Below are 12,559 nucleotides of genomic sequence, written 5' to 3'. Positions count from 1 at the left end.
ATTTATCAAAAGCTTTAAACTGTAACAACTAAAATGCAGCCGCTGCCCCTTATGCTAGGGAAATGGATATCATAAGCATCTTAATTTTTTTGATAATTACTAAACATAAGGATGCCTTGTCAATACCAATTTCCCCCTCAGGTGTTGTTACCAATGCGTCATATTCGTATATTTTATAGCCTCCGGAAAGCCTCTTGCCCTCTGGATGCTGGTCAGCCCGGCGGCAATCCAATTGGTGGTGGTGAATTTTGGCGTGCAATAAAACCTCACGGTGATTTAAAAATTTCATCAAAATATACTAAAGATTCCTTTGGAGGCAAAAACCCTTTACTTTTTACAGCATCCTTAAGATCAGCCTCTGAGTCTTCATCCAGCCACCAGTACCAGCAGGCACTGTTTTCATTTCCGTATTTGGATAAAATGGTGTCCGGCATCCCGAATTTATTCCAGTAAAGAAGCCTTGTATAATTGATATTCCATAAAAGCACATATGGATAAGCATTATAAATGATCTGATCGATTTGCCGGTATATTTCATTCCGCTTTGTTATATCAAAAACAGCCTTTTGCTTTTCTATAAGCTTATCTACCAGGGGGTTTTTAAAGCCCGTAATATTGTTTCCCGCCTTTCTGTCCGCCTCTTTTGACGACCACATGCTTTCCGGGTCTTTAAAAATACCTGAACCCCACGCAGCCCATGTCATCTGAAAATTATACTCATCCATATCCCTTGCCCATGCAGCCCAGTCTTTTTTGTCAATGACGAGTTCTATTCCAACATCTTTCAGGTCTTCGGCATATATTGCAAGGAACTTCTCGGAAGAAGCGCTTCTGGTTAAAAATTTAAAGGCAAATACCACCCCGTCCTTTTCAAGAAACCCGGTTTTTGGATTCACCTCCCATCCAGCCTGCCTGAGAAGATTTCTGGCACTTTCTCTGTCCATCTCAACCAGCTGGTTGGGACATGGATTCTGTTTTGTATATAGATCTTCAAAATATGACTTATGAAGAAAATACTGGCCGTACATCAGGGCGGAGTTCATTTTTCTTCTGTCAAGAAGAAGCGCCATGGCCTTGCGGACACTAATGTCATCAAAGGGCGGCCTTCTCATATTCATCGCAAAACCCTGAAAACCGATCGGGTTATAATTATAGATCTTTTGCTTTGTTATCCGGTTTTTTAAAAAATCCTCCCCTTTGGTTTCATTAACCCATATCCTGGCGGTATATATGGGGAAAAGATCAATCATGCGTTTTTTAAATGCCTCGAATGCATTTTCCCTTTCAGCAAAAAACTTGAACTTAATTGATTGAAAGTTCCCTGTCCCCTTAGATCTTTTGGAGCTTATATCCCACCAGTCTTCACGTCGCTTTAAGGTAATATAAATTCCTTCATTGATCTCTCCGAGCCTGTAACGACCGGAATCTACAGAAAATTCAAAATTGAGTTTGTTGAAATCCCTGCCCTCGTATGCATGCTTGCAAAGAACATGAAAACCCCCTGCAATGCCAAGATTTTTCCAGTGAACGGTTTTAGCAGTAAAACATATTGTATGTTTATCGATTACGACAGGAGGCTGAAAACGCTCCATGTCCAGCTTGTGTGGGCCTGTGAGATTTTTGGGGTCCATTATGACATCATATGTCCATTTTACATCATGTGCGGTTATTGCGGACCCGTCGCTCCATCTGGCCGTTTGGTCAATATAAAAGGTAAAGCTCTTTTTATCGTCAGATACCAACCATTTTTCAGCAATGCCTGGTTCATACTCCAGCGTAACAGGATTTATGGACAGCAAAGACTCGAACATGGCTCCAAATATCTCTGCAGACAAAACATTGTTATCCAGGTAGTAATTGAGGCTTTTCGGGTACTGGCCTGCGAATATGGAAATCTCGCCTCCAAGAACTGCCTCCGTGTTTGCAAGAGGATTTGGTTTATCCGACCAGCCCTTTTGCGGAAACAGTTCACCGGCAATAGAAGGGACTGCCAGGAATATAATGAGAATAAATATTAATTTTTTCATCGACCTGTTTTAAACATCCCCTTTTAACACATCAATCATCGTAAACATCCTCCCCTTTGCCCCTTGTTTTAGCTTTTTGTAAAGATAGGAAACAGCATCAAGGGTTCCTTTGGCATATATATCACGGCCGTTTACGTTGTGTGTAAACTCAAAGCGCACTGTCCGGTCTTCTGAAATCAGGGTATATGTGTGCCATCCGTGCCCTGAAAGATATTTTTCCGGAATGCCGAGCTTTGCTTTTTGAGTTTCAGGATCACGTTCCATTATAATTTCCTCTTGGTTAAAAGGCATGCCAAATTCATTAAAATACCTTATCATTGCCTTGGCGGTTCCGCTGGTATCTGCCTTGCCTTTTTGATGACTTTCCCTTATCCGGAGTGTGTATCCTTTAAAAAGATCGGGAAACGATTTTGCTCCGTACTCCATCATGGCCTGGAAACCAACTATCTGTTTTGCCATGTTGGGCGCTACTACAGCAGGAATGGAAGATTTTTTTATCGTATCTTCAAGAAGCTCTCTGGCCCCTCCTGTAGTGCCCATAACAAATGGGAGATTGTGTTTGCAGTAAAACTCCGCATTGCCGTTTACAGCCAAAGGATGTGTATAATCCACACTAATAAAGGGCTCATTCCTGTCAACTATTTCAATTACAGCCTGCTCCCTTTTTTCCGGCCGGATAAGGGTTATGACTGAAGAACCTATAACATATTGAGTCTCAGTTATTTCAGGGCCGGTAAAAGAGTATGGAATAACTTCAAACCTCTCGTCATCAAGGGCATGTTTTGCCACAGTCACCGCCATATTGCCTGGGATGCCGTTTACCATGATTTTTATCTTGTTCATTTTGCTTCCCCCTTGTTTTATTATGTATTGCCGAATTAAGAGCTTCGTAAAGGTCGGTTTTTAACATTTTAAATACTTATCTCTGTGTTCTCTGTGGTTTCATATCAGCCCTTTTTGTGATTTTCGAAACCGTTAATTTTAACCGCGGGAATTGTGTATCTTCAACAGCCGACAGGTTATATTTCAAGCTCTCTGTTGCTGCTGGAATAAATTGCTCAAAGTAAGTTTTCCCCTTAACCCGGCTTAAATATCCGAACGCGCCCAGTATCTGAAGGTTTCTTGTTATTGCGCAATACTTGTAACACAAACAAAACCTCTTCCTGTCAATATGAATATATGATGAAAGCTTATCAATACAATAATCAAGCAGTTGATACTGCACATTACAGGGAAGCGCCACGTATGGATCAATCAGCAAAGATGCAAGATCATACTGAATCGGGCCTGTTCTGCCGCCCTGAAAGTCGATAAAATAAGGCTTTCCGTCTTTAATCATGATGTTTCTGGACTGAAAGTCCCTGTGCATAAAGCCATTAACTGAAAATTCAAGCGCCTTATCGGCAAGCAATATAAACTCATCTTCAAAATCATTGTAGCATATATTGAGCTTAAGATATTTTCTTAAAAAAGCGTCGACAAAGTAGCGGCATTCATTTTCAAGAATAACCTCTTTGTTATAATATGGTGTCTGGAATGTCCAGGATCGATCAAATTCTTTAACACCGGCAATCGACATCTTTATAAGAAGCTTTATAATTGATTTATAATAAAATAAAACCTTTTTGCCTGCTTTAACGACTGCCTGAAGATTGACATCGCCTAAATCTTCCAGAAAAACAATCCCTGAAAAAGTATCATGCAGATATATTTTGGGCACAGATATTCCCTTGTCATACAGATGCCCGCCTATTAAAACAAACGAATCTATTTCCGAAGTTCCGGGCTCTCTTTTGATGCCGTGATCAACCATTACAAGGGACCGATCTGCTGCGGTCAGCCTGTGCCACTTTCTGTCCGAACCATCCCCTTGCAGTTTTGAGCATTCTATTTTTTTGCGCAGACACCCAGGGAAAGCCCGCTTAAAAGCTTCGGGCGCCATCTTGTCAAAAACCGTTTCCTTATATCTTTCGGGTGTTCCAATATCCTTCCAGTAATATTTTTTTGAGATATAAGCTTTTATCTTTTTGCCTGATAATATTAACCTCCTGTACATGCTAACGCTGTCTGAAAAGATCCCATCCGGTATAAATTCAAGAATTTCAGGATCAAGGACCTGTATTCCGGTAAAGGTGAGTTTCCTCGCATGACCGAGGCTTGCTTCTTTTTCCTGAGCTTCAATGCCTGTGATAAAATCGTTTTTATCCACGCATACATTGTTAAACTCCGCGCAATCATGAAGAACCAATGTTGCCTGATGGTTATGACTTAAATGGAAATCATATACCTTCCGCAGATCAATATCCGTGACAATGTCGCTGTTTATAACCATAAAGGGTTGATTGTCCCAGAAATCAGCCGCATTCTTTATCGCTCCCGCTGTGCCGAGAATCATTGGTTCGTAACGGGTAGATACGGGGATGGCATATTGTTGTGATGCTAAAAAGGAATCTATTTCTTTATACAGATGGTGGGTGTTTATGATAACAGCCGTGCAACCTGCGGATTCAAGGCTGTGAATTATGATATCCAGTAAAGGATTACCTGAAATAGTAAACAGAGGTTTGGGTGTGAATTCGGTAAAAGGAAGAAGCCGCGTACCCAGGCCGGCGGCAAGTATCATCGCCTTCATAAAGGCCCCGCTATGATTAAAGATAATTTAGATAACGCTGTATTGCTTTGGTATAATATTCAATCTTCTCGGTATCCTGCGAAGATTTAACTCCATGGGAAGTAAAATAATCCACGGCATTTTTATAATTGATTTTTGAAAGAGCCTCTTTGCGCTCGATTTCCCCTTTTTTATACATACGATTCCCGGTAGCCTGTATTTTTTTCAAGATATCCTTTGTATCAGGCAAACTATTCGATACCCCCCCCAGGTGCCTTAAAACTATCAAGTATGATTCAAAATATGTTTTAAGGAAGCGGGAAAACAGCTTCAGATCTCTAAAGCCCGCCGAAGTCAGGTTATATGTGTCCGGCAGTGTCGGATGAGGCATTAACACAGCTTCATTAATAAATGCCTTTATGTTTTTCCGAATAAAATATTCTGATGTCTGGTCCACATCATATGCAAATTCATTTTTAAAGAACCCCTGAAGAAAACCATATCCGATGTTAAGATCGGATGCGGAAAACTGAAATGCATCCTTTTCTAAAATCGCAAGAGCGGTAAAGGCCGCGGGAATAAAAAAGGCAATGCAGTTGTTTTTATAATATTCCAGAATCGGTCTCTTGTTTTCATTTACCATGAATTGTGCGCCGGCAAATCGGCCTTCCATGTTTTTTGAAGTCTGTATGATGAATTTTCTGTTAATATAAGCATCAACGACCTGTTCAACGGCATAAACATTGTCAAGTAAAAGGGTATCCGCCAGATCGACTTTCTGTGACACCAGATAATTCATATAGATTCCCACATGTGACATAAAATGTTCATAAGTAAACCCTTTCTTAGAACAATTCAAAAGCGCGCTTGCGACAAGGCCGTACGGAGTCACCACCGAAACATTGTTTATGGCATTTATGATCCTGAACCCAAGATTACGGGTCAGCGCATTCCGCTCCTTTGATGTCATATCCTGGATCGAAACATTGCTTTGCGATAAAAGTTCGTTGAGCGAGAGAGGCTGGTGAAATTTAATATATATTTTTCCGTACCTTTTCTTAAGCAGTTTTCTCGCCTTAATGATCTGCAATAAATTTTCCGGCTGTTTTTGTCCACCTTCGATTTCGTTAAGATATGAACTCTCCTCCATAACTCTGTCATACCCGATATAAATAGGCACAAATATCATATCATCACAGACGCGGTCTTTATATGCATTGAGCAGAATGGAAAGCAGCCCCAACTTGGGCAGTATCAGCTTGCCGGTTCTACTTCTGCCCCCTTCGATAAAAAATTCTATATTAAATCCTTCTTCAAGAATTTTATAAATATATTCGACAAAAACTTTTGAATAAAGCACAGCCCCCTTGAATGTTCGCCTGATAAAAAATGCGCCACCCCCTCTGAATATCGGGCCCATTGGCCAGAAAGAAAGATTTTTGCCCGCGGCAACAAGCGGGCAGGGCATATTGTTGGCATAAAGAAGATATGACAGCATCAGGTAATCTATGTGACTCTTGTGACAGGGAACCAGAATCAACGGTCCTTTTTTCAACATGCCTTTTACATTGTTAAGCATATCCATATTGACCGTAAGCCCTTCAAATATTGTATTTGAAACCCATTTGACCAGTGCCGCAAGGATCTTTATTATCACCACATTATATTTAGCGGCAATTTCATCAAGATGTTTATCCGCCTTTTTATGTACCTTCTGAATCGACAGATCATGCTTTTTCGAATAATTTTCCATAAAGCCTTGAAGACGATCATTTGTCAGAATGCTTTCCTTAAGCTCTTCCCTTGATTTCAGGGTGGGGCCGAGAGTGCTCTGGCGATGGCGGTTTATCTGAAGCAAAAGATTGCGCCTTAACACAAGCGACTGATATTCAACACCCCGCTGCCTGATTTGCTCTGATTCTAAAAAATCCTTTAAATTAATCGGTTCAGATATTTCCATAAATACCTTCTCGGGATTTTTGAACAGGGTGACCAGTCGCCTTATTTTCCCTGGTTTTTCTTCGGTGCCGAGCAGAATATCTTTTATAGTAGGAGTGTATCTAAGCGGCTCTTTACTGAAAAACATCAGTTGAGGAACAATAAAAATAGGCTTGTCACCTATTTCAACAGATTGCTGTATTTTGATAAGATATTGCAGTGGGTCTGTCTTTTGTTTAACAAATCTGCGGTAAAAGCCTTTTTTTTCAACAAGAGACACCAGACCTGACCGGCCGTTTATCAGTTCCTGCCTGATATAGCCGCCGGCATAAGGATCGGGCAGAGACAGGTTGCTGAATATATAATCAAGATAGGATAAAAAAATCCTCAGGATGCGCGAGACAGGCTGCCATATAAGCACCTTATAATCAAAGCCTATTTCAGGAAAGGCAAGTCCATCCTGCTTATAGCGTGTATAGTAAAAAAGATACTCAAAATAACTTTTATATTTAGTAACATAAACAATAACCCCTTCTTCCTTGAGCTTTTTAAGCATAAGGGTCTGTTCCTTGTTAATCTTAATTCCTGAAAAGAAAAGTTTCAAAATCCGGGAGGATAAAAAACCTGTCTTTCCGGGCAAAAAGCAAAGATAATGGTTGTGTGTACCCTGAAGGACGGAATCGATCCACAGCCTTACTCTGTTTTTAAATTGCATCCATTTATATTTTATCATTGTTTATTTGATGGCTTTATATAAATCCAAAACTATTTTTATCTAAAATTGATGAACTTATAAAAAATTATCAGAATAAATTTTTATTGGCAATATATTATTAAATAGTGTCTGAACGAAAACTATCCAATAGCGAACGCATCCCCCGTAGCCTGCGCTACAGGGTTCTTCAATCAGGAAAATAAATGAAAATAAAATTGACAAGCTCGTAAAAATTATGATAATTTTAAACAAATATAATTAAACAGAAAAAATTATTTTAAAACAGACTCTAATGAATTTTAGATTAACGGAGGATGGTTTTTTATGAAAACATTAATTGGCGGAGCAATTGCGGCTGTGTTAGGCATCATCGGCGTATCAATCTGGTGGAAACCTTTTTTACAACTTTTAGCCGGCGCTATCCCGATAATGCTTTTGTTGGGAGGCGGATTAGCTCTTTATCTTGGCTTTGATGAGCTCAAAGATTCCTGGCAGAAAGATGATACAACAACAAGTAATGCACCAGACATAGAAGACATTGATAAATATAAAAAGGAAATAGATGATCTTAAAAAAGAGATCGATACATTAAAAACAAACAAAACATCATAAGTTATACAGAGCCCTGCACATAATTGTGGAGGGCTCTGTATTTTTTCTTTATTCCCCTATCTTTTTATAGCTGAGGTTGCAAGAAAGTCCGCCTTTTCATTCCCGTCAAACCCGTCATGCCCTTTTACCTTAATTAGTTTCAGGTCGCTGAATTTTGAAATCAGTTTTTTAATTGAGTTTATCAGCTCCCTGTTTTTTATTGCCTTCCAGCCAAGGGTAAGCACCCCGTGGGCATAGCTGCTGTCCGTAAAAAGCCTCACAGGATAATCATAATGCTTTAGTTCCAAAAGGGCTGTTTTAATTGCTTCAAGCTCCGCGATATTGTTGGTTGCCGTTCCTATATTTCTTGATATTTCCTTTTCATGATCTTTAAAACGCAGCAAAATTCCTATCCCTGAAGGGCCGGGATTACCGGAAGAAGCGCCGTCCGTATAGATGAAAATTGTATTATCGCATTCGGTCTTTATACCTGCCTGCAATGCTTCGCAACGCGAGGCATGCGGGTCAAGCTCTGCCGGAGATTTCTTGCGCGGTTTATTTTTTTTAAGCTCTTTTTTCTCAGGCTTCTCAGGCTTTCCAGGTTGCAATGAATCAACAGGCATAACCCTGTTTTCGTGGACCCAGTACTCATAATCCTGGTCAAGCTGATACTTTATCAACACCTTGCCGGTTTTTAAAATCGGTTTCCCGTTTTGCTCTGTCGCCAGCCATACCTTGTTCCCCTTAAATAGCATCCGTTTCCAGTCTGTCTGCTTTTTCTCCACGCCAAAACTCCTTAAATAACTTATTCGCTGTAAAGATAAAATCGGCGGCTTATCTTAACAAACTCATCCAAATCATCCTTCCAGGATGCTGCAATCTCATCAATGTCGTCAAAATTTTCTATTTGCCTTCGTATCTCCTTGTCGCCGGTTATGAGATCAATCGGAATCCTTTCAAATTCATATTCATATGGCGGAAGCTTCCACTTAAACCGATCCCTGTGATGAAAAATCACAGACTGAAGCAGCCTGAGTGTGGTTATATACGGCAGGTATTTATTCGGCTCAATTATATGTATCTGAAAACCATTGCATGGGTTTTCCCGCCATTTGTTTGATGTGGGTTCAAATACGGTTTGCCTCAAAGCCACGCCCGGCAACCCGCCTGAGCCCAGGGAGGATAAAACCTTTTCCGTATCGATAAACGGAGCCCCAAAAAGCTCGAAAGGCTGAGTTGTTCCTCTCCCTTCGGAGACATTGGTTCCTTCCCATAATACCTGCCCCGGATAAACCATGGCAGATACAGGTGTTGGAAGATTCGGTGACGGCGCGATCCATGGAAGGCCTGTATCCTGGAAATACATATTTCTGCGCCACCCTTTCATGGGAATAATCTCCAAATCGCATCCGATTCCAAAATAATTGTTAACCATAAGGGAAAGTTCACCGATAGTTAATCCATATCGCATGGGTATCGGATATTGCCCGACAAATGACGCACATTCAGGAGACAAACAGTTCCCTTCTACCATTAAGCCGTTTATGGGATTCGGCCTGTCAAGAACCAGCACCTTTTTGCCGAACCTTTTGGCAGCTTCAAGGCAAAAAGCCATGGTGTAAATAAAAGTATAAACACGTGTTCCGGCATCCTGCAGGTCAATAATAAGAATATCGATCAAATCGAACATTTCTTTAGTCGGAACTCTGCTTTTGCCGTAAAGGCTGAAAACAGGAACTTTCAACAAGGGATCGATTATATCATCAGACTCGATCATGTTATCCTGTTTTTCCGCAAAAAACCCATGCTGCGGAGCAAATAATGCCGCAAGCCGGCCGGGAAATTGTTTGCTTATCAATTCACGGGCATGAAAAAGCCTTCTGTCAACCGAGGCAGGATTACTTAAAAGACCCAGACGGTTTTCTTTTATCCATCCGGGCGGGCTCTTGATAAAGCTTTCAAGGCCGGTTTGAACTATAGCGGATTTAAAATTAAACGATTTCATATAACCCTCATCAAAACAATGCTTATTATAGACATATTTATGAAATTAACAATCTTTACTATCATAAATCAGATGACTTATGATAGTTTTGCGGTTTGAGTGAAGCCTCTTGATATTATGGCTGATTTAATTTAAGAGATTGAATTGCAATAGCGAACGCATTAAAAAACCATGACAGGTCTCTATTGATGCCTTTTTCCAACACTAATGACAATCAGGTGCCTGGTGGAATTTACCTTTGTCAGGTTAATGAAAGAATTTCCTGTGGAGCATGCTGCGGTTTATACAATGTTGCCGATCCATCGTACGAATCTATAATGGAAATGCTTACATGGCGCACCGATTCTTTCCTGCACGTTAAGCGAGATATGGACGCCATACTCGCCTTCAAGGAGGAGGTCGAAGATAGAGAACCGCAAAAAAGGCCTTTCCCCGAGTTTCATCATTGCCCTTATATCGGCCTGGTGGGGAAAGAACGTTCACGCGTTGGTTGTCTCTTACACCCCCTGCTTGACGAAAATAAAGGTATAGATTTCAGGGGGCTAAGTTTTTATGGAAGCATGGCATGCAGGGTTTACTTCTGCCCTACATACTATGGTCTTCCAGCGGTTTTCAAAAAGATCGTTCGCGAAACAGCAATTAATTGGTATGGTTATGGACTTGTAATTACTGAAACAAAATTATTAAACACAATTTTTGAAGAAATTGAAAATCGTCTTAATCGGCCATTAACAGCAAACAGCCTGTTAAAAAATAACGGATGCCTCAAAACTGTGAGAAGGCTTTTAAATTTAAAGATTAATTGGCCTTTCAGGCTAAAATCCTCATCAGGACCGGCAAATTATTTTTTCAAAGACCAGCTTTATTCCAGGCCCCATATAAATTATGAGTCAATCTCGAAGACCGTATCAATATATAACAATCTACTACAAGAGTTGGAGTCACAATTTAATTCAGCCAGCGATCTTCAAGCCGCAGAAGATTTAATCGATGGATTAATTAATAAAATAATTAATAACCTTGAAGTTCCCGCCCTGCTCTGATTCCACTACAAGCCCCTCCTGTAAAACTTCAAGGGGAATTTCCGAACTGTTCCTTCAATATTAATGGATTGACTGAACAATATTGATAACTCATCGAAAAGATAACAAATTAAATCGACTTGTATATTCACTTAATATATATTGCCAAAGATTAATTTCGGTCTGTTTTTTGAACCTCAAACAGGAGGATCAGGTGACCAAGAATTACAAAAAAATAAAGCCCCATTTCTTCAGCAATATGAAGGATGGGGCTTTTTGATTTACAGGCTTGGACCTGAACCGCAATAGCGAGCGAATACAAAAATAGCAAACTTCCTTACGGTCGAAGCTCCCCGCTGCTTGGCGGGGAAGCTTTAAAACATGAATTAAAAAAAGGAGTTAGCTGTTCTATTCTCGATGATACAAACTTATAAACTGAAGAGTGTCCCGTAAATACCCGTAAGTACGCAAAAGCATAAATGAATCAGTTGCCGATATTCTTTCCCCTGACTTTTTACATATTATGACTCTTATGTATATATTCGCTCACATAAAAATATTACGCCGCAAGCGGCGGGGAATACAACCCTAAAGTGATTGAATTCACCATAATAAATTTACACAATTGAATTGACACTATCCAAAAGATATCGAATCTTCTTGACAACATCTTTTGATCCATCTGTTTCACTTTGTCTCAAATGATCGGCGGCTAAGGCCAAAGCCGCCTGGTTGGCAAACATGGTCAAGAATCTCTTTTGATTCCGTAAATGATTAATATGATGGTTATCTACTCCCATGACTATTACCCCAACGTAGATCCCGTGAGCAATCATGGGAAGGCACAGCATTCCGTCTTTGCCCAGGAAGCGAATAAGCTGTTTATCCAAAATGGTAGAAGCGGCGTTTGTTGAGTAGTCAAAAGAATCGAGAATAATTTTCCGGCGAAGCGACTTGACCAACAGGTTGGTTTTCTTTTGGAAAAGGATTACCAGATCATTGACCAGATGATTTGATAGATCATCTTCTTTGTTTTCTGTAATTCCCTTGCCAATCAAGGCATCTCGTTGTTGGTCATACAGGAAAAAGATTGTGCTTTGAATATTAAATAAAACATGAAGACCCTGCTTAATAACCTTCAGTACGGACTCTTGTCCACGGGTTTCCAACAGCTTGTGAAGTGTAGCTTGAAGGAGAGAACTCTCCTTGACCATACTGAGGAGATCTTGCTGCTTTTCAGCATCCTTTTCCAAAACCGATCTTTTAGTGGCATCAGGAAGTTCAACTTCTATGTCCAGTAATTCTGCTGCCTGTTTTACCTCTTCTTCGGCAAGCGATATCAGCTTATTTGTTTCAGACCGGGTAAACCCAAAAACTTCTTCAGCTGTCTTAAGCTTGGCGCTGGCGTCTTCGACAGTAACTGAACACAGGGCATTGGCTACAAATACGATCTTTACCAGGGGAAGCGCATCCAAAATGCTATGTACCGGTTCATGATGATAAAGAACGGCATCAGAAATAAACGATTGAAGTGCCCAGCTATTGATAAGCCATGCCCCTGTCTCATCGTGTGAGGCGCCTATCCGCTTTTCACTGTCCAGCAACAAAGCTGGATTGCTCCTGGCAGCTTGCAGTACCTCGGTGTATTCC

General features: G+C 40.5%; 9 protein-coding genes. 2 read left to right on the top strand and 7 right to left on the bottom strand.

What is annotated here, in order from left to right; genetic code table 11:
* Positions 1-266: 266 nt before the first annotated feature.
* From VMW78_01840 to VMW78_01825, 4 genes are all read right to left on the bottom strand, one after another.
* A complete protein-coding gene (locus tag VMW78_01840) occupies positions 267-2,027 on the bottom strand; it encodes an extracellular solute-binding protein (protein ID HUV49749.1) in 1,761 nt (586 codons plus the stop codon).
* A gap of 9 nt (positions 2,028-2,036) precedes the next feature.
* Positions 2,037-2,870: a dihydrodipicolinate reductase gene (dapB, locus tag VMW78_01835; GenBank protein ID HUV49748.1), complete on the bottom strand. Its 834-nt coding sequence runs from the start codon at positions 2,868-2,870 to the stop codon at positions 2,037-2,039.
* A 76-nt stretch (positions 2,871-2,946) separates the two neighbouring features.
* Positions 2,947-4,659, bottom strand: coding sequence for a sugar phosphate nucleotidyltransferase (locus VMW78_01830; protein HUV49747.1), 1,713 nt, complete (start codon positions 4,657-4,659; stop codon positions 2,947-2,949).
* A 16-nt stretch (positions 4,660-4,675) separates the two neighbouring features.
* Positions 4,676-7,309 carry a 1-acyl-sn-glycerol-3-phosphate acyltransferase gene (locus VMW78_01825; GenBank protein ID HUV49746.1) on the bottom strand — a complete coding sequence of 878 codons (2,634 nt, stop codon included), beginning with the start codon at positions 7,307-7,309 and terminating at the stop codon, positions 4,676-4,678.
* 306 nt (positions 7,310-7,615) lie between these two features.
* Between VMW78_01825 and VMW78_01820 the strand changes: the two genes are divergently transcribed.
* The gene (locus VMW78_01820) at positions 7,616-7,903 is read left to right on the top strand and encodes a hypothetical protein (protein ID HUV49745.1); all 288 of its coding nucleotides are present in this window, start codon (positions 7,616-7,618) and stop codon (positions 7,901-7,903) included.
* Between the two features lie 56 nt (positions 7,904-7,959).
* Here the strand turns inward: VMW78_01820 and VMW78_01815 are convergent, their stop codons facing one another.
* Both VMW78_01815 and VMW78_01810 read right to left on the bottom strand, forming a co-directional pair.
* Positions 7,960-8,667 (bottom strand): RNase H family protein, encoded by a 708-nt coding sequence (locus tag VMW78_01815; protein HUV49744.1) that lies wholly within the window; start codon positions 8,665-8,667, stop codon positions 7,960-7,962.
* Positions 8,668-8,687: 20 nt separating this feature from the next.
* Positions 8,688-9,887 (bottom strand): DUF1343 domain-containing protein, encoded by a 1,200-nt coding sequence (locus VMW78_01810; GenBank protein ID HUV49743.1) that lies wholly within the window; start codon positions 9,885-9,887, stop codon positions 8,688-8,690.
* A 188-nt stretch (positions 9,888-10,075) separates the two neighbouring features.
* Here VMW78_01810 and VMW78_01805 point away from each other — a divergent pair, with 188 nt between their 5' ends.
* Positions 10,076-10,930: a hypothetical protein gene (locus VMW78_01805; GenBank protein HUV49742.1), complete on the top strand. Its 855-nt coding sequence runs from the start codon at positions 10,076-10,078 to the stop codon at positions 10,928-10,930.
* A gap of 596 nt (positions 10,931-11,526) precedes the next feature.
* On the opposite strand, the gene VMW78_01800 is transcribed toward VMW78_01805, so the two are convergent.
* Positions 11,527-12,559 (bottom strand): hypothetical protein (locus tag VMW78_01800; GenBank protein HUV49741.1); only part of this gene is annotated, 1,033 nt, incomplete at its 5' end.

It is taken from the genome of Anaerolineae bacterium (assembly GCA_035529315.1).
GTDB lineage: Bacteria > Desulfobacterota > Desulfobacteria > Desulfobacterales > ETH-SRB1 > Desulfaltia.
The sequence above is the reverse complement of the archived record's forward strand: the minus strand, read 5'-3'. Positions and strand labels throughout refer to the sequence as shown.